Source organism: Streptomyces sp. NPDC001493 (assembly GCF_053597235.1).
The window spans coordinates 1-17,199 of record NZ_JBSFHV010000038.1 but is presented as its reverse complement, the minus strand read 5'-3'; the positions used below and the strand labels follow the sequence as shown (position 1 = coordinate 17,199).

15 protein-coding genes and 1 riboswitch are annotated in these 17,199 nt (G+C 69.7%); of the genes, 11 read left to right on the top strand and 4 right to left on the bottom strand.

The genetic code is table 11. From position 1 onward, the window contains the following. Positions 1 to 103: 103 nt before the first annotated feature. A complete protein-coding gene (locus tag ACWCWD_RS34250; protein WP_450779092.1) occupies positions 104 to 1,516 on the bottom strand; it encodes a hypothetical protein in 1,413 nt (470 codons plus the stop codon). 193 nt (positions 1,517 to 1,709) lie between these two features. Next, a complete protein-coding gene (locus ACWCWD_RS34245; protein ID WP_327175315.1) occupies positions 1,710 to 1,907 on the bottom strand; it encodes a hypothetical protein in 198 nt (65 codons plus the stop codon). 153 nt (positions 1,908 to 2,060) lie between these two features. Between ACWCWD_RS34245 and ACWCWD_RS34240 the strand changes: the two genes are divergently transcribed. After that, on the top strand, positions 2,061 to 3,035 hold the full coding sequence (locus ACWCWD_RS34240; RefSeq protein WP_450779090.1) for a carbohydrate kinase family protein: 975 nt from the start codon (positions 2,061 to 2,063) through the stop codon (positions 3,033 to 3,035). A 54-nt stretch (positions 3,036 to 3,089) separates the two neighbouring features. On the opposite strand, the gene ACWCWD_RS34235 is transcribed toward ACWCWD_RS34240, so the two are convergent. Next, the gene (locus ACWCWD_RS34235; protein ID WP_450779088.1) at positions 3,090 to 4,490 is read right to left on the bottom strand and encodes an aminotransferase class V-fold PLP-dependent enzyme; all 1,401 of its coding nucleotides are present in this window, start codon (positions 4,488 to 4,490) and stop codon (positions 3,090 to 3,092) included. A 271-nt stretch (positions 4,491 to 4,761) separates the two neighbouring features. Here ACWCWD_RS34235 and ctaC point away from each other — a divergent pair, with 271 nt between their 5' ends. The 4 genes from ctaC to ACWCWD_RS34215 all read left to right on the top strand — a co-directional run bounded on the left by ctaC (position 4,762) and on the right by ACWCWD_RS34215 (position 9,255). Continuing rightward, a complete protein-coding gene (gene ctaC / locus ACWCWD_RS34230) occupies positions 4,762 to 5,727 on the top strand; it encodes an aa3-type cytochrome oxidase subunit II (protein ID WP_450779086.1) in 966 nt (321 codons plus the stop codon). After that, complete coding sequence (gene ctaD, locus ACWCWD_RS34225; protein WP_450779084.1) at positions 5,724 to 7,457, top strand: aa3-type cytochrome oxidase subunit I; 1,734 nt, start codon at positions 5,724 to 5,726, stop codon at positions 7,455 to 7,457. Before ctaC ends, ctaD begins: the two co-directional genes overlap by 4 nt. Then, the gene (locus ACWCWD_RS34220) at positions 7,454 to 7,852 is read left to right on the top strand and encodes a cytochrome c oxidase subunit 4 (RefSeq protein WP_327175310.1); all 399 of its coding nucleotides are present in this window, start codon (positions 7,454 to 7,456) and stop codon (positions 7,850 to 7,852) included. The genes ctaD and ACWCWD_RS34220 overlap by 4 nt, the downstream gene beginning before the upstream one ends. A gap of 146 nt (positions 7,853 to 7,998) precedes the next feature. After that, the gene (locus ACWCWD_RS34215; protein ID WP_450779082.1) at positions 7,999 to 9,255 is read left to right on the top strand and encodes an Ig-like domain-containing protein; all 1,257 of its coding nucleotides are present in this window, start codon (positions 7,999 to 8,001) and stop codon (positions 9,253 to 9,255) included. Between the two features lie 56 nt (positions 9,256 to 9,311). Here ACWCWD_RS34215 and ACWCWD_RS34210 read toward each other — a convergent pair whose 3' ends face one another. Next, a complete protein-coding gene (locus tag ACWCWD_RS34210; protein ID WP_450779080.1) occupies positions 9,312 to 9,722 on the bottom strand; it encodes a hypothetical protein in 411 nt (136 codons plus the stop codon). A gap of 187 nt (positions 9,723 to 9,909) precedes the next feature. On the opposite strand from ACWCWD_RS34210, the gene ctaE reads away from it, so the two are divergent. The 6 genes from ctaE to ACWCWD_RS34180 all read left to right on the top strand — a co-directional run bounded on the left by ctaE (position 9,910) and on the right by ACWCWD_RS34180 (position 17,051). Then, positions 9,910 to 10,530: an aa3-type cytochrome oxidase subunit III gene (gene ctaE, locus ACWCWD_RS34205; RefSeq protein WP_266703481.1), complete on the top strand. Its 621-nt coding sequence runs from the start codon at positions 9,910 to 9,912 to the stop codon at positions 10,528 to 10,530. A 57-nt stretch (positions 10,531 to 10,587) separates the two neighbouring features. Beyond that, positions 10,588 to 11,397, top strand: coding sequence for a cytochrome bc1 complex diheme cytochrome c subunit (gene qcrC, locus ACWCWD_RS34200; protein WP_450779078.1), 810 nt, complete (start codon positions 10,588 to 10,590; stop codon positions 11,395 to 11,397). Next, positions 11,394 to 12,449 (top strand): cytochrome bc1 complex Rieske iron-sulfur subunit, encoded by a 1,056-nt coding sequence (gene qcrA / locus ACWCWD_RS34195; protein WP_450779076.1) that lies wholly within the window; start codon positions 11,394 to 11,396, stop codon positions 12,447 to 12,449. Before qcrC ends, qcrA begins: the two co-directional genes overlap by 4 nt. Continuing rightward, positions 12,446 to 14,071: a cytochrome bc1 complex cytochrome b subunit gene (qcrB, locus tag ACWCWD_RS34190; protein WP_450779074.1), complete on the top strand. Its 1,626-nt coding sequence runs from the start codon at positions 12,446 to 12,448 to the stop codon at positions 14,069 to 14,071. The genes qcrA and qcrB overlap by 4 nt, the downstream gene beginning before the upstream one ends. A 128-nt stretch (positions 14,072 to 14,199) precedes the next feature. Next, positions 14,200 to 15,264: an anthranilate phosphoribosyltransferase gene (gene trpD, locus ACWCWD_RS34185; RefSeq protein ID WP_450779072.1), complete on the top strand. Its 1,065-nt coding sequence runs from the start codon at positions 14,200 to 14,202 to the stop codon at positions 15,262 to 15,264. 90 nt (positions 15,265 to 15,354) lie between these two features. After that, positions 15,355 to 15,472, top strand: a riboswitch (SAM riboswitch). A gap of 172 nt (positions 15,473 to 15,644) precedes the next feature. After that, entirely contained in the window at positions 15,645 to 17,051 is a 1,407-nt protein-coding gene (locus ACWCWD_RS34180) for an aminotransferase class V-fold PLP-dependent enzyme (RefSeq protein WP_450779070.1), read from the top strand. The last annotated feature ends 148 nt before the right edge of the window (positions 17,052 to 17,199 follow it).

Here is a 17,199-nt window from a genome sequence, read left to right as displayed (position 1 = left end):
GGTTCCCTGAAGGCGCCCGGTTCACGGACCGGCTGCGGAACGAGAACGTACGAAGGCGGCCCCGGAAGCACTTCCGGGGCCGCCTTCGTACGTTCCGGTGCCTTCACCCGCGGGGAACCGGCTTGCCCGACGCCGTCTCCAGGACCGACCGCCCGCCGAGCGGCGCGTCCAGGGCCACCTGGACGGTCACCCGCTCGGCGACCGCCACGCAGGCCGTCCCCGGCTTCGGCCGGGGCTCGGTGATCGTGACCCTGACCTCCGTACGGTCCTCCTCGGCACTCGCCGTGTAGGTGCCGCACACGCCGCCCCAGAACGTCACCTCCAGCGTCCGCCCGTGCTCGGTGTACGAGACCGGCGTCACGCCGCGGGCCGGCCGCGAAGCCGACGGCGCCTCCAGGTAGGCCGGGGCGACGGCGACCCGGGCGACCACGGAGACCGGGCCGCCCGCCTCCGGCCGTACGGTGAAGAGCCAGGACGGCACGAGGGCCGGGCGCTCGTCCACCAGCTGCGCCGAGAGCCCGAACACCGCCTTCTCCACCGTCATCGCCGTCGGCGGCGCGATGCGCCCGGAGGACGGTACGCACTCCGGGCCCGCCGTCTTCGGGCCGTCCTCCCCGCTCTCCAGGGGGGCGGCCGTCGCGCAGGCCGGAGCGGCCGTGGACCCCTGCGCGGCGTTCAGCGACGCCAGCGCCGCGGCCGCGCCCACCACCGGGTAGGCGGCATCGCCGTCCCGGGCCGTCGGCAGCAGCAGCCGGCCCGAAGCACCGGTCACCGCACCGTCCGGCCCCACCTGGACGTCGGTGGACCAGCCGTGGGTGGGCAGCCCGTCCACCACCGGATCGGCGCGGACCACCCGCTGCGAGCCCAGCAGCCCGCCGTCGCCGAGCGCTGCGTCGTCCAGGCCCAGGGCGGCGAGCACCGGCCGGGCCGCCTCCTTCGCCGCCTCCGGGCTCACGGGGTTCCTACCCGTCGGACGCGGTGTGCCGTCCTCGCACACCGCGTCCGAGGGGCAGGGGGAGAGGCCGCCGGTGCCGCGCAGGTACTTCCAGGTCCCCGGTGCCTCCTGGGAGACCTCCAGATACGGCTTCGAGCCGCCCGCGCCCAGGCGCCAGTAGCCGTCCTGCGCCGTCGGGGTGCCCTGCATGCCGAACGCCCTGGCCGGCCGGGCCGCCTCGGCGAGGGACATGGTGGCGGTGATCCGGCGCACCGGCGCCGCCGCCGGGCCCTGCGGCAGATCGCCGGCGGCGCGGTAGACCACACCCGTGGGGGCCGGTTCGCCGGGGGCGAAGCCCGGTACCGACGGATCGGCCGGTCCGGAGATGCCCAGCGGGGCCGGGGACGCGGACGCGGGTCCCGAGGCGGCGGTCTTCTCCGCCCCGCCCTTGCCGTCGTCCGCCGTGGCCGCCCACCAGGCTCCGCCACCCCCGGCCAGCACCACCGCGGCCACCACCGCGCCGATCAGGGCCGAGGGCCGTCGGCGGGCGGGCGCTTCGTCGTCGGATCGCTCGATGCTCACCGGAGAGCTCCTTCGCCTCGCTTCCGAGGGCGGATGCTCCCGCCCCGTCCCCCGGGCGGGGGACGGAGCTGTGACGGGCCGGAGCCGCGATCGGTTCCCTCCCGGGGGTCAAACCCCTCCCTGGGAAGGGGAGTTCGGCTCCGGTCCCCTCGTCCGGGCCGGGCGGGTTCGCGGGGGCTCCGGGGCGGGGCCGTCAGCCCCCGTACTCCTCCGTCGCCTCGATCAGCCGCGCGGAGGCGGGCGGCACCGTGACTCCGTGAATCAGGGACGGAGCGACGGGTGGCGTGGCAGTCTTCGGCGGAACGACCCAGTGCGGAGCCATCCGCACGCAGTCGCCCCGCAGATCGGCCAGGCTCGTCTCGGTCTCGGACACAACGCTGTGTGTGGGCATATCCGCACCGTACGCACCTCTGCCCCCGGGTAGAAAGACCTACTATCGGGTAGTTTCAACCCATCGGTGCTTGGAGCGGAAACGGGTAGCGTGAGGTGTCACGCCGTCCCGGAACGCCCACGCGTCCCCCCGCCCCCGCAGGAGCAGCCTCCCGTGCGTATCGCAGTCACCGGCTCCATCGCCACCGACCATCTGATGACCTTCCCCGGCCGGTTCGCCGACCAGCTCGTCGCGGACCAGCTGCACACGGTCTCGCTCTCCTTCCTGGTCGACGCCCTGGACGTGCGCAGGGGCGGGGTCGCGGCCAACATCTGCTTCGGCATGGGGCAGCTCGGCACCTCCCCGGTCCTGGTGGGCGCCGCCGGATCCGACTTCGACGAGTACCGCGCCTGGCTCGACCGGCACGGCGTGGACACCGGATCGGTCCGCATCTCCGAGGTCCTGCACACCGCGCGCTTCGTCTGCACCACCGACGCCGACCACAACCAGATCGGCTCCTTCTACACGGGCGCCATGAGCGAGGCCCGGCTGATCGAGCTGCAGAGCGTCGCCGAGCGCCTCGGCGGCCTCGACCTCGTCTCCATCGGCGCCGACGACCCGGAGGCGATGCTCCGCCACACCGAGGAGTGCCGCAGCCGGGGCATCCCCTTCGCCGCGGACTTCTCCCAGCAGATCGCCCGGATGAACGGCGAAGAGATCCGGATACTGCTGGAGGGCGCCACCTACCTCTTCTCCAACGAGTACGAGAAGGGGCTCATCGAGTCCAAGACCGGCTGGACCGACGAGGAGATCCTGGCCAAGGTCGGCCACCGGGTCACCACCCTCGGCGCCCGCGGGGTGCGCATCGAGCGCGTGGGCGAGCCGGTCATCGAGGTCGGCTGCCCCGACGAGGAGACGAAGGCGGACCCGACCGGCGTCGGCGACGCCTTCCGCGCCGGCTTCCTCTCCGGCCTCGCCTGGGGCGTCGGCCTGGAGCGCGCCGCCCAGGTCGGCTGCATGCTCGCCACCCTGGTCATCGAGACGGTCGGCACCCAGGAGTACACCCTGCGCCGCTCCCGCTTCATGGACCGCTTCGCCAAGGCGTACGGCCACGAGGCCGCCGACGAGGTCCGCGCGCACCTCGCCTGATCCGCCGCGGGGCCCGTGTCCGGTCCGGCCGGACCGGACACGGGCCCCGGCCGCTCAGCTCAGCCGGCGGACCACGTACGCCGCGCCGCGCTCCGCGGGCCGCTCGCCCACGTACTCCTGCTCCCGCATCTCGCACCAGGCCGGAATGTCCAGCCGGGCCGCCTCGTCGTCGGCGAGCACGGTCACCGTGCCGCCCACCGGAACGTCCCCGATCACCTTGGCGAGCTCGATCACCGGGATCGGGCAGCGCCGGCCCAGCGCGTCCACCACCAGCGACGCGGCCGTCGCCGCCGCACCCCCGCCGTCCCCGGCGGCCCGGTCCGCCACGGGAACCCCGAGGCGCTCCCGCACCCCGGCGACCAGCCCGGGCAGCACGTCGAGGAACCGCTCCACGTCCGGGGCGGCGGTGCCCGCCGGCAGCGACACCCGGACGTTCCCCTCCGAGAGCACCCCCATCGCCTTCAGCACATGGCTGGGCGTCAGCGTGCTGCTAGTGCAGGACGAACCGGACGATACGGAGAAACCGGCCCGGTCCAGCTCGTGCAGCAGGGTCTCCCCGTCGACGTAGAGGCAGGAGAAGGTGACGACGTGCGGCAGGCGCCGCTCCGGGTCGCCCACCACCTCGACGTCCGGCACCCCGGCCGCCACCCGCGCGCGGACCACGTCCACCAGCGCCCGCAGCCGGGCCGCCTCCGCGTCCGCCCCGGCGCGCACCGCGCGCAGCGAGGCGGCGGCGGCCACGATCGCCGGCAGGTTCTCGAAGCCGGCCGACCGACCCGACTCCCGCTCGTCGGCAGGCCCCTGGGGCGCGAACCTGACCCCCTTGCGCACCGCCAGCAGCCCGACGCCCGCCGGGCCGCCCCATTTGTGGGCGCTCGCCGTCAGCAGTGACCAGCCGTCCGCGACCGGCCCCCATCCCAGCGACTGCGCCGCGTCCACGAGCAGCGGGACCCCCGCCTCCCGGCAGTGCGCGGCGACGGCCGCCACCGGCTGCTCGGTGCCCACCTCGTGGTTGGCGGACTGGAGGCAGGCGAGCGCGGTGTCCGCGCGCAGGGAGGCGCCGAACACCGCGGAATCCACCGCTCCGGTCCGTTCCACCGGCACCTCGGTGAAGGACCCCCCGGCGGCCTCGTGCGTGGCCGCGGCATGGAAAACCGACGAGTGTTCGACGGCAGAAGCGACCAGGTGCCGGCCGACACGCCGACGGCCCGAAAGAGCTCCGGCAATTCCCGCGTGCACCGCGGCCGTCCCCGAAGGGGTGAAAACGAGCTCGTCCGGACGGCAGCCGACCGCTTCCGCCGCCGCCTCGCGTGCGGCGTCCAGCAGCATCCGGGCCCGCCGTCCCTCCCGGTAGAGCCGGGCGGGATCGGCCCAGCCCTCGTCCAGGGAGGCCAGCAGGGCTTGGCGGGCCACGGGATGCAGGGGGGCGGAGGAGGCGGCGTCGAAGTAGGGCACCCGGCCACGCTAGCCCGCGGGCCCGGCCCCACCGGTCGCGGGCGCCCGCGAACCAGGAGAAGGAACGTCAGATGACGCCCGGAAGCCGGGATTCCACCCCTTCGGGGTGTCGGACGGCGCGTTGGGCACCCTCCCCGCGCGACCCCAAATAGCGTCCAGTAGGGTTTGGTCCGCATAAACATCCAAACCCCTGCCCGCGACAGGGCGGCGACCGACCAGAGACATACGGGCGCGCCGACCGTAGCGGGCGAGACTCTCGGGAAGGCGCTACGTGAGTCCCAACGGCTCCGACCGCTCGTCGCGGCGCCCGATGCGGCGGAAGCTGCCGCAGGTGCTGACTGCGGGCCTGGTCCTGGCGACGGCCTCCGGTTGTTCGTACAACTGGCAGGATTTCCCTCGCCTTGGTATGCCTACCCCGGTAACGGAAGAGGCCCCTCGGATCCTCTCCCTCTGGCAGGGCTCGTGGGCGGCAGCGCTCGCCACGGGTGTCCTTGTCTGGGGGCTGATCCTCTGGAGTGCCTTCTTCCACCGGCGTAGCCGGACCAAGGTAGAGGTACCTCCGCAGACCAGGTACAACATGCCCATCGAGGCGCTGTACACAGTGGTCCCCCTGATCATCGTCTCGGTGCTCTTCTACTTCACCGCGCGCGATGAATCGAAGCTCCTCACCCTCTCCACCAAGCCCGTCCACAACATCAACGTGGTCGGCTACCAGTGGAGCTGGGCGTTCAACTACGTCGAGGACGTGGACGGCTCGCCGGCCACCACCAAGACGCCCGAGGAGCTCTCCTCGATCCCCGACCGCTACATCGCGGACTTCCCGAAGGGCGCCGGCGGCGTCTACGACGCGGGAATCCCGGGCACGCGCAACCCCCAGACCGGCAACCCGGGTCCGACCCTGTGGCTGCCGAAGGGCGAGAAGGTCCGCTTCATCCTCACTTCACGTGACGTCATCCACTCCTTCTGGGTGGTGCCGTTCCTCATGAAGCAGGACGTCATCCCGGGCCACACCAACGCGTTCGAGGTCACTCCGAACAAGGAGGGCACCTTCGTGGGCAAGTGCGCCGAACTCTGCGGCGTCGACCACTCCCGGATGCTCTTCAACGTCAAGGTTGTCTCTCCCGAGCGTTACCAGCAGCACCTCAAGGAGCTGGCGGAGAAGGGGCAGACCGGCTACGTGCCGTCAGGCATCGAGCAGACTGACCCCGCCAGGAATGCGGAGACCAACAAACTGTGAGCATCCTCAACGAACCCCAGGGTGCCGCGGCAGCAGACGACTCGTACGAGGACGAACTGCCGGTACGGCGCAAGCAGCCGGGAAACGTCGTCGTCAAGTGGCTGACCACCACTGACCACAAGACGATCGGCACGATGTACCTGGTCACTTCGTTCGCGTTCTTCTGCATCGGTGGCCTGATGGCGCTCTTCATGCGCGCCGAGCTGGCCCGTCCGGGTACGCAGATCATGTCGAACGAGCAGTTCAACCAGGCGTTCACGATGCACGGCACGATCATGCTGCTGATGTTCGCGACGCCGCTGTTCGCCGGTTTCACCAACTGGATCATGCCGCTGCAGATCGGCGCGCCCGACGTGGCGTTCCCGCGGCTGAACATGTTCGCGTACTGGCTGTACCTCTTCGGTTCGCTCATCGCGGTGGGAGGCTTCCTCACCCCGCAGGGCGCCGCCGACTTCGGCTGGTTCGCCTACTCCCCGCTGTCGGACGCCGTCCGCTCGCCGGGTGTCGGCGCCGACATGTGGATCATGGGTCTGGCCTTCTCCGGCTTCGGCACGATCCTCGGCGCGGTCAACTTCATCACCACGATCATCTGCATGCGCGCGCCCGGCATGACGATGTTCCGGATGCCGATCTTCGTGTGGAACGTCCTGCTGACGGCCGTCCTGGTCCTGCTGGCCTTCCCGGTCCTCGCCGCCGCGCTCTTCGCGTTGGAAGCGGACAGAAAATTCGGGGCCCACGTATTCGACGCGGCCAATGGCGGCGCATTGCTCTGGCAACACCTCTTCTGGTTCTTCGGACACCCAGAGGTGTACATCATCGCGCTACCATTCTTCGGAATCATTTCCGAAGTGATCCCGGTATTCAGCCGCAAGCCGCTGTTCGGCTACATCGGTCTGATCGCGGCCACCATCGCCATCGCGGGTCTCTCCGTGACGGTGTGGGCGCACCACATGTACGTGACGGGCGGCGTGCTCCTGCCGTTCTTCTCCTTCATGACGTTCCTCATCGCGGTACCGACCGGTGTGAAGTTCTTCAACTGGGTCGGCACGATGTGGAAGGGCTCGTTGTCCTTCGAGACGCCGATGCTCTGGTCGATCGGCTTCCTGATCACCTTCCTCTTCGGTGGTCTGACCGGTGTCCTGCTGGCCTCGCCGCCGCTGGACTTCCACGTCTCGGACTCGTACTTCGTCGTCGCGCACTTCCACTACGTCGTCTTCGGCACCGTGGTGTTCGCGATGTTCGCCGGATTCCACTTCTGGTGGCCGAAGTTCACCGGCAAGATGCTGGACGAGCGGCTCGGCAAGATCACGTTCTGGACGCTGTTCGTGGGCTTCCACGGCACGTTCCTGGTGCAGCACTGGCTCGGTGCCGAGGGCATGCCGCGTCGCTACGCGGACTACCTCGCGGCCGACGGCTTCACCGCGCTGAACACGATCTCGACGATCTCCTCGTTCCTGCTCGGCCTGTCGATCCTGCCGTTCTTCTACAACGTGTGGAAGACCGCCAAGTACGGCAAGAAGGTCGAGGTCGACGACCCGTGGGGCTACGGCCGTTCGCTGGAGTGGGCCACCTCGTGCCCGCCCCCGCGCCACAACTTCATCACCCTGCCGCGGATCCGTTCCGAATCCCCGGCGTTCGACCTGCACCACCCGGAGATCGCCGCGCTGGAGCAGCTCGGCCACCACTCCGAGGACAAGGTTCTCGCCGGTGGTAAGGAGGCAGGCAAGTGAAGATCCAGGGCAAGCTGTTCATCTGGCTGAGCGTCTTCATCCTGATCATGGCCATCACGTACGGCGTGTGGTCGAAGGAGCCGGTCGGCACCACCGCCCTCGTCCTGGCCTTCGGGCTGTCCATCATGATCGGCTTCTACCTGGCCTTCACGGCCAACAGGGTCGACCAGATGGCCCAGGACAACAAGGAAGCCGACGTGGCCGACGAGGCCGGCGACGTGGGGTTCTTCTCCCCGCACAGCTGGCAGCCGCTCTCCCTGGCGATCGGCGGCGCGCTGCTCTTCATGAGCATCGCGTTCGGCTGGTGGCTGGCGTACTTCTCGGCGCCGATGCTCGCCATCGGTCTCTTCGGCTGGGTGTTCGAGTACTACCGCGGTGAGAACCGCACCCAGTGACACCCGCCCAGTGACACCCGCCGGGTGACACCGCATTACCAGAAACACCTCGCGAGGGGCCCGAACTGCTCGGCAAGAGCGGTCCGGGCCCCTCGTTTGCAGTCATAGAACGCGCTGGATCGGATGAATCTTCTTAGCGTGGGTTCATGAACGACACGCCGCGCACCCGCTCCGTAGTGAGTTGCTCCCTGCTGGTCGTGACCATGGTCGCCGGTGCGACCGCCTGTGGGGAGCCCGATGGTCACCCGCTCTCGGCCAAGCCGTTCGACGCGGCCGACCAGGTCTCCTTCAACGGCCACGCCCCGAACGGGAAGGCCGATCCCGACAAGCCCCTGGAAGTCACCGTCAAGGGTGACGAGGGACGCATCACCGATGTGACGGCCGCGGACAGCACCGGCCGCCGGCTGGCCGGCGAACTCGCCGCCGACGGGAAACGCTGGCACTCCACCGCTCCGCTCGCCGCCGGCGCGCGGTACGAAGTGAAGGTCACCACCGAGGACGAGGACGGCGCCCCAGGCCGCCGTACCCTCACCTTCGAGACCACCTCCCCGAAGAAGCTCCTGAGCGTCTCCTTCGGCCCGCAGGCGGGCACGTACGGGGTCGGACAGCCCATCACGGCGGAACTCAGCGTTCCGGTCACCGACAAGGCCGCCAGGGCCACCGTCGAACGCGCCCTCAAGGTCCGCTCCATCCCCGCCGTCACCGGCTCCTGGTACTGGGTGGACGACAAGATCCTGCACTACCGGCCCCAGGACTACTGGCCCGCCGGCGCGGCCGTCGAAGTGACCAGCAACTTCAAGGGCATCAAGGTGACCAACGCCCTCTACGGAGCCGAGGTCAAGCCGCTGCGCCTCAGCATCGGTGACCGGATCGAGGCCATCACCGACGCCTCCGAGCACGAGATGACCGTGCTCCGCAACGGAGAAGTGATCAACACCATTCCGGTCACCACCGGAAAGCCCGGCTTCTCCACCCGCAACGGCGTCAAGGTCGTGCTCGGGAAGGAGGCGTTCGTCCGGATGCGCGGCGAGACCGTCGGCATCGCGGAGGGCTCCTCGGAGTCGTACGACCTGCCGGTCTACTGGGCCACCCGGGTGACATGGAGCGGCGAGTACGTGCACGCCGCGCCGTGGTCCGTCGGGTCCCAGGGCAGCGCCAACGTCAGCCACGGCTGCACCGGGATGAGCACGGAGAACGCCGAATGGTTCTTCGACACCGTGCGCGAGGGCGACGTCGTCAAGGTCGTCGGCAGCGAGGGGGAGACCATGACCCCCTTCGACAACGGGTTCGGGGACTGGAACGTCTCCTGGGACGCCTGGCAGAAGGGCAGTGCCCTGCGGAGCGCCACGCCCGGAGCCGGTACGAACACGGTCGAGGCGGCGCGACTGCGCCCCCAGGTCTGACGCCGGGGGTGCGCCGCCTCTCGGGACGACCGTGCGGCCCTGGTGTGCGGGCGGCCTCAGGAGGCCTTGGCCGCCACCTGGAGCCGCTCGCGCACCAGGGCCGCCAGGGCGTCCGCGAACTCGACCGGGTCCACCGGGAGGGTCACCGCGGCGTCCGCGCGGCTCCAGGTGGCCAGCCAGGCGTCCTGCGGGCGCCCGATCAGCAGCAGCACCGGCGGGCAGTGGAACACCTCGTCCTTGATCTGCCGGCACACGCCCATACCGCCCACGGGCGCCGTCTCGCCGTCCAGCACGCAGACGTCGACGCCGCCGGCGTCCAGCGCGGAGAGCACGGCGGGCAGCGTCGCGCACTCCAGGAACCGCACCTCGGGGACGTCGGCCGCGGGCCGTCGCCCGGTGGCGAGCTTCACCTGCTCGCGGACGTTGGCGTCGTCGCTGTAGACCAGGACCGTGGCGGTCGCCTGCATTGTTCCTCCGTGACAGCTGTGTCGTCGGGGCTCTCGGGGCATGAACCGATGCGCGGATCGTACTCCCGCCGACAGCCCGTCAGCACCGCTAATGACGTCGATTCGCTGGGCCGTTCGGGGAGGACACACCCCTCTGACACACCGAACGGCACCCCCGGGAGTGAGGGCGGGATAAGCGACCGACATAATGTCGGTCGTGGCGACAGCAACGACAGTAGAAACCGGGCACGCGCACCCGTCGGTCAATCGGCCGAACCTCACCAGCGTCGGAACCATCATCTGGCTGAGTTCCGAGCTGATGTTCTTCGCGGCCCTCTTCGCGATGTACTTCACCCTGCGATCGGTGATGGGACCGGATCACTGGAAGGAGATGGCCGACCATCTGAACTTCCCGTTCTCCGCGACGAACACCACGATCCTGGTGCTTTCCTCTCTCACCTGCCAGCTCGGCGTCTTCGCCGCGGAGCGGGGCGACGTGAAGAAGCTCCGGACGTGGTTCATCATCACGTTCGTCATGGGTGCGATCTTCATCGGCGGCCAGGTCGTGGAGTACACCGAGCTGGTCAAGACGGACGGGCTCTCCCTGTCCTCGGACCCGTACGGCTCGGTGTTCTACCTGACCACCGGCTTCCACGGCATGCACGTGACAGGCGGTCTCATCGCCTTCCTGCTGGTTCTCGGCAGAACATACGCAGCCAAGAGGTTCACCCACGAACAGGCGACCGCAGCCATCGTCGTGTCCTACTACTGGCACTTCGTCGATGTCGTGTGGATCGGCCTCTTCGCGACGATCTACATGATCAAGTAACCGGGCGCTCGCACCCACCCATCATCGACGCAGAAGATCCTGACACCGGGGTAATCCGTGAAAAAGCTCTCCGCACGACGACGCCATCCACTGGCGGCCGTCGTCGTACTACTCCTCGCGCTGGCGGCTACCGGGGGGCTGTACGCCGCGTTTGCGCCTGCGGGCAAGGCGCAGGCAGACGAATCCGTCCAGTCCCTCCCCATTGAGGAGGGCAAGAAGATCTACACCGTCGGCTGCGCCAGCTGCCACGGAACCAGTGGTCAGGGCACCTCCGACGGGCCCTCGCTGGTCGGCGTCGGCTCCGCCGCGGTCGACTTCCAGGTCGGCACCGGCCGGATGCCCGCGCAGCAGCCGGGTGCCCAGATCCCGGCGAAGAAGGTCATCTACTCGCAGGGCGAGATCGACCAGCTCGCGGCGTACATCTCGTCGCTCGGCGCCGGTCCGATCACGCCGACCGAGAAGCAGGTCAGCCCCGACGGCGCGGACATCGCCAAGGGTGGTGACCTGTTCCGCACCAACTGCGCCCAGTGTCACAACTTCACGGGTGAGGGCGGCGCGCTGACGAACGGCAAGTACGCCCCGAGCCTGGAAGGCGCGAGCCCCAAGCACATCTACGAGGCCATGCAGACCGGCCCGCAGAACATGCCCTCCTTCCCCGACACGACGATGCCCGAGCAGCAGAAGCAGGACATCATCGCGTACATCAAGACCGTGAACGGTGACAACAGCGAGAGCCCGGGCGGCCTGTCGCTCGGTGGCCTCGGTCCGGTCAGCGAAGGCCTGTTCGCATGGATCTTCGGTCTGGGCCTCCTGATCGCCGTCGCCGTATGGGTCGCGGCCCACACCGCTAAGGCCAAGAAGTCATGAGTAGCCAAGAAGAGAATCCAGAGAAGAGCCTGCTCACCGAGCAGGACGCCGCGCACGGCGCGGTAGTGGGTACGGGCGACCCGTTCGCCGACCCGGGGCTGCCGGCCCACAAGCCGCGCATCCAGGACATCGACGAACGTGCCGCGAACCGCTCCGAGCGAGTGGTCGCGTACCTGTTCATCCTGTCCATGCTGGCGACGGTGGCGTTCATCGCCTCGTACGTCATCTTCCCGGTCGACAAGATCGTCTACATCTGGCCGTTCGGTCACGTGAGCGCGCTGAACTTCTCCCTGGGTCTCACCCTGGGCGTGGCGCTCTTCGCCATCGGTGCGGGCGCCGTCCACTGGGCGCGCACCCTGATGTCGGACGTCGAGACCCCGGCCGACCGTCACCCGATCGAGGCGACGCCCGAGGTCAAGGCGCAGGTCCTCGCGGACTTCAAGGCCGGTGCCGAGGAGTCCGTGATCGGACGGCGCAAGCTGATCCGCACCACGATGTTCGGCGCGCTGGCCCTGGTGCCGCTCTCCGGCGTGATGCTGCTCCGTGACCTGGGTCCGCTGCCGGAGAAGAAGCTCCGCTCGACCCTGTGGGCCAACGGCAAGAAGCTCATCAACATGAACACGATGGAGCCGCTGCGTCCCGAGGACATCGCGGTCGGTTCGCTGACCTTCGCCATGCCCGAGGGCCTGGAGGAGGACGCGGAGGACTTCCAGTCGCAGATCGCCAAGGCCGCCCTGATGATCATTCGCATCGAGCCGAACGACATCAAGGACAAGCGCGAGCGCGAGTGGGCGCACGAGGGCATCGTCGCCTTCTCCAAGATCTGCACCCACGTCGGCTGCCCGATCAGCCTGTACGAGCAGCAGACGCACCACGTGCTCTGCCCGTGCCACCAGTCCACCTTCGACCTCTCCGACGGCGCCCGCGTCATCTTCGGTCCGGCCGGGCACGCGCTTCCGCAGCTGCGGATCGGCGTGAGCAGCGAGGGCGACCTCCAAGCTCTCGGTGACTTCGAAGAGCCCGTCGGTCCTGCCTTCTGGGAGCGCGGATGAGTACTACGACGGAAACCACGCGCAAGGCACCCGCAGGTGAGCGGGTCGCCGACTGGGCGGACGGCCGGCTGGGCATCTACGGCCTGGCCAAGGCCAACATGCGCAAGATCTTCCCGGACCACTGGTCCTTCATGCTGGGCGAGGTCTGCCTCTACAGCTTCATCATCATCATCCTCACGGGTGTGTATCTGACGCTGTTCTTCCACCCGAGCATGAACGAGGTCGTGTACAACGGCCCGTACGAGCCCATGCAGGGCATCCGGATGTCCGAGGCCTACTCGTCGACGCTGAACATCAGCTTCGACGTCCGCGGTGGTCTGCTCGTTCGGCAGATCCACCACTGGGCCGCGCTGATCTTCCTGGCCGGCATGTTCGTGCACATGATGCGCGTGTTCTTCACGGGCGCGTTCCGCAAGCCGCGTGAGATCAACTGGCTCTTCGGGTTCCTGCTGTTCGTCCTGGGCATGTTCACCGGCTTCACCGGTTACTCGCTCCCGGACGACCTGCTCTCGGGTACGGGTGTCCGCTTCATGCAGGGCGCGATCCTGTCCGTGCCGATCGTCGGCACGTACCTCGCGTACTTCCTGTTCGGCGGGAACTTCCCCGGCGGCGACTTCGTGGCCCGGTTCTACTCGATCCACATCCTGCTGCTCCCGGGCATCATGATGGGTCTGCTGGTCGGCCACCTGATCCTGGTCTTCTACCACAAGCACACGCAGTTCGCGGGCCCCGGCCGTACGAACAAGAACGTCGTGGGCATGCCGCTGCTGCCGGTCTACATGGCCAAGGCCGGAGGGTTCTTCTTCCTGGTCTTCGGTGTCATCTCGGTCGTCGCCGCGGTCGCCTCGATCAACCCGATCTGGGCCATCGGCCCGTACCGGCCGGACCAGGTGTCCACCGGTGCGCAGCCGGACTGGTACATGGGCTTCTCCGAAGGCCTGATCCGTGTCATGCCGGGCTGGGAGATCAACCTCTGGGGTCACACGCTCGTCCTGGGCGTCTTCATCCCGCTGGTCATCTTCCCGCTGGTGCTGGCCGCGATCGCGGTGTACCCGTTCATCGAGTCCTGGGTCACCGGCGACAAGCGCGAGCACCACATCCTGGACCGGCCGCGCAACGCGCCGACGCGCACCGCGTTCGGTGTCGCCTGGATCAGCTGGTACTTCGTCCTGCTCGTCGGCGGCGGCAACGACCTGTGGGCCACGCACTTCCACCTGTCGATCAACGCCATCACCTGGTTCGTGCGGGTCGGATTCTTCGTGGTCCCGGTGCTCGTGTTCATCGCGACGAAGCGGATCTGCCTCGGCCTCCAGCGCCGCGACAAGGAGAAGGTGCTGCACGGACGCGAGTCCGGGCTCATCAAGCGGCTGCCGCACGGTGAGTTCGTGGAGGTCCACGAGCCGCTCAGCCCGGGTCAGCTGCACACCCTCACCGCGCACGAGCAGTACACCCCGCTCGAAATCGGCCCCACGGTCGACGAGAACGGTGTCGAGCGCAAGGTCTCGGCCCTCACGAAGCTGCGCGCCAAGCTCAGCAAGGGCTACTACGGCGAGCACAACCAGATCGCCAAGCCCACCGTCGAGGAGTACAAGGAGATCACCAGCGGCCACGGTCACCACTGATCGCCTGAACTGATCGCCACAGCGAAGAGCCCCGTCCATTCGCCGGACGGGGCTCTTCGTCGTTCCCGGGCCCCGATAGGGTGGACGGACACCCCCCTTTCCGGCTGTGGAAAATCTTGGAGCGGACCATGAACGTTGTGACCCCGAACGGCGGCGACAGCGCGGCGGACCGTTCCTGGTCCGGCGTACTGACGCCCCTGCTGCGCGGCCAGGACCTCGGCGCGGACGACACCGCCTGGGCCATGGACCGGATCATGAGCGGGGACGCCACCGACGCGCAGATCGCGGGCTTCGCCATCGCGCTGCGGGCCAAGGGCGAGACGGTCGCCGAGGTGAGCGGCCTGGTCCGCGCGATGTACGCGCACGCCCGCACCATCGAGGTGCCCGGGCCCTCGGTCGACATCGTCGGCACCGGCGGCGACCTCGCGAAGACGGTCAACATCTCCACGATGTCCGCGATCGTGATCGCCGGAACGGGGGCCAAGGTCGTCAAGCACGGCAACCGGTCCGCCTCCTCGGCCAGCGGCGCCTCCGACGTCCTGGAGAAGCTGGGCGTCAACCTGGAGCTGACCCCGCAGCGGGTCGCCGAGGTGGCCGCCGAGGCGGGCATCACCTTCTGCTTCGCGGTGAAGTTCCACCCGGCCCTCCGGTACGCGGCCAAGGCCCGCAAGGAGCTGGGTACCCAGACCACCTTCAACATCCTCGGCCCGCTCACCAACCCGGCCCACGTCCGCGCCCAGGCCGTCGGGGTCGCCGACCTCAGGATGGCGCCCATCGTGGCCGGCGTCCTGGCCGAGCGCGGCAACTCCGCGCTCGTCTTCCGCGGCGACGACGGACTCGACGAGCTGACCACCACCGCGACCTCCCGGGTCTGGGTGGTCCGGGACTGCGAGGTGCGCGAGGAGGCCTTCGACCCGCGCCACGTGGGGCTGGAGCTGGTGCCGGTCGAGGCGCTGCGCGGCGCCGACCCCTCGTACAACGCGGACGTCGCCCGCCGGGTGCTGGACGGCGAGAAGGGGGCCGTGCGCGAGGCGGTGCTGCTGAACTCGGCGGCGGCGCTGGTGGCGCTGGACCCGGGCACGGGCACGCTCACCGAGCAGATCGGCGCCAAGATCGCCGCCGCCGCCGAATCCATCGACTCCGGGGCCGCGCACCGCGCGCTGGAACGCTGGGTGGCGGCCAGCAACGCCTGAGCACCGCTGCCCGTACGTGCACGAAGGGGCGCAGTCCGTATCGCGGACTGCGCCCTTGCGTTCGTGGGCACGTGTGGCAAGATGCTGGCAGGTCATGAGTGACAGCGACTACGGCCCCGGCCCGCTGTCCGGCAACCCTCCGTCCGTGGCGGGGTGCCCCGGGTGAAGACCAGGCCGTAGGCAGCGAGGTCTGCGGCAAGCGCGGGCCCCTCGGCATCCTCGAATGCCAGCCCCCGGGGTCCTGGTCCCTAGGGAGCCTCTTGTGAGCACGCGAATGCGATAGGGCGCAACGCCCTTCTCCGCACCTCCTTCACCTTTGCACCGTGCTGCCGCGTACCCGCCGGCTCGGTGAATTCGCCTGCGTATTACGGGAGTTCGTCATGTCCGTGTCTTCTGCTGCCCTCAACACCTCCGAGTCCGCCGCCGCTGCCTCCGCCGACGCGGACTGTGCCCCGCTGCCGGTGCTCGGCAAGGACGTCACCGTCCCCCTCGTCACCGGGGGCGAAGTCACCTACGCGGCCCTCGACTACGCGGCCAGCGCCCCGGCGCTCCAGCGGGTCTGGGACGACGTCGCCGCCTACGCGCCGTACTACGGCAGCGTGCACCGCGGCGCCGGCTACCTCTCGCAGCTCTCCACCGACCTCTTCGAGAACAGCCGCGTCACCGTCGCCGAGTTCCTCGGCTGCCGCCCCGGCGACCAGGTGATCTTCACCCGCTCGACCACCGACTCCCTCAACCTGCTGGCGGCCGTGATCCCGGCCGACTGCGAGGTGTTCGTGTACGAGACCGAGCACCACGCCTCGCTGCTGCCCTGGCGCGACGCCAAGGTCACCTACCTCAACGCGCCGCGCACCCCGCAGCAGGCCGTCGAGACCCTGGAGCGCGCCCTCGCCGACCGCGACCCGTACGGCCCGGCCCTCGTCTGCGTCACCGGCGCCTCCAACGTCACCGGCGAGCTGTGGCCGGTCAAGGAACTGGCCGCCGCCGCCCACGCGCACGGCGCCCGCATCGTGCTGGACGCCGCCCAGCTCGCCCCGCACCACCCGGTGGACATCGCCGAACTCGACGTCGACTGGGTCGCGTTCTCCGGCCACAAGCTCTACGCCCCCTTCGGCTCCGGCGTCCTCGCCGGCCGCGCCGACTGGCTCCAGGACTCCGAGCCCTACCTGGCCGGCGGCGGCGCCTCGAAGAAGGTCGCCCGGCGCACCGACGGCGGCGTGGACGTGGAGTGGCACACCACCGCCGCCCGCCACGAGGCCGGTTCGCCCAACGTCATCGGCGTCTACTCCATCGCCTCCGCCTGCAAGGCCCTCACCGAGGCCGGCTTCGACAAGCTCGTCGCCCGCGAGCAGCGGCTGGTCGCCCGGGTCCGCGCGGGTCTCGCCGAGGTGCCGCAGGTCAAGGTGCTCTCGCTCTTCGGCGACGACGCCCCGCGCGTCGGCGTCATCTCCTTCGTGGTGGAGGGCTGGAACAGCTCCCACTTCGCCGCCGCGCTCTCCGCCGAGTACGGCATCGGCGTCCGCGACGGCCTGTTCTGCGCCCACCCGCTGGTCCGCACCCTGCTCGGCAGCGACCCGCAGGACCCGGGCGAGTGCGGCGCGCCGGAGGCCGAGCCGGGCGAGCGCTCCCTGAACGCCATCCGCGTCAGCTTCGGCGCCGGTACGCCGGACGAGCACGTGGACCGCTTCGTCCGCGCCGTCACCGAGCTGGTGAGCGAGGGCGCCCAGTGGAAGTACCGCACCGAGGGCGGCCGTTGCGTCCCGGACCGGGGCGCCGCGCAGCTCTGACGGCGACGGCCCGGCAGCACTTCGGCCGGGGACGGGCTGTTGCCCCGGCCTCCGCCCACGGGGGCCGGGGGGCGCGCGCCGCGGGGGGGGTTGTAGGGGTACTGGGGGGGGGAGGGGGAGAAGGGGTGTGGGGTGGGGTTGGTTTGGG

What these genes read in the sequence shown, in the direction of transcription:
- ACWCWD_RS34245 (WP_327175315.1), bottom strand. Translation starts at nt 1,907, where the DNA reads ATGCCCACACACAGCGTTGTGTCCGAGACCGAGACGAGCCTGGCCGAT.
- ACWCWD_RS34215 (WP_450779082.1), top strand. Translation starts at nt 7,999, where the DNA reads ATGAACGACACGCCGCGCACCCGCTCCGTAGTGAGTTGCTCCCTGCTG.
- ACWCWD_RS34210 (WP_450779080.1), bottom strand. Translation starts at nt 9,722, where the DNA reads ATGCAGGCGACCGCCACGGTCCTGGTCTACAGCGACGACGCCAACGTC.
- ctaE (WP_266703481.1), top strand. Translation starts at nt 9,910, where the DNA reads ATGTCGGTCGTGGCGACAGCAACGACAGTAGAAACCGGGCACGCGCAC.
- qcrA (WP_450779076.1), top strand. Translation starts at nt 11,394, where the DNA reads ATGAGTAGCCAAGAAGAGAATCCAGAGAAGAGCCTGCTCACCGAGCAG.
- qcrB (WP_450779074.1), top strand. Translation starts at nt 12,446, where the DNA reads ATGAGTACTACGACGGAAACCACGCGCAAGGCACCCGCAGGTGAGCGG.
- trpD (WP_450779072.1), top strand. Translation starts at nt 14,200, where the DNA reads ATGAACGTTGTGACCCCGAACGGCGGCGACAGCGCGGCGGACCGTTCC.
- ACWCWD_RS34180 (WP_450779070.1), top strand. Translation starts at nt 15,645, where the DNA reads ATGTCCGTGTCTTCTGCTGCCCTCAACACCTCCGAGTCCGCCGCCGCT.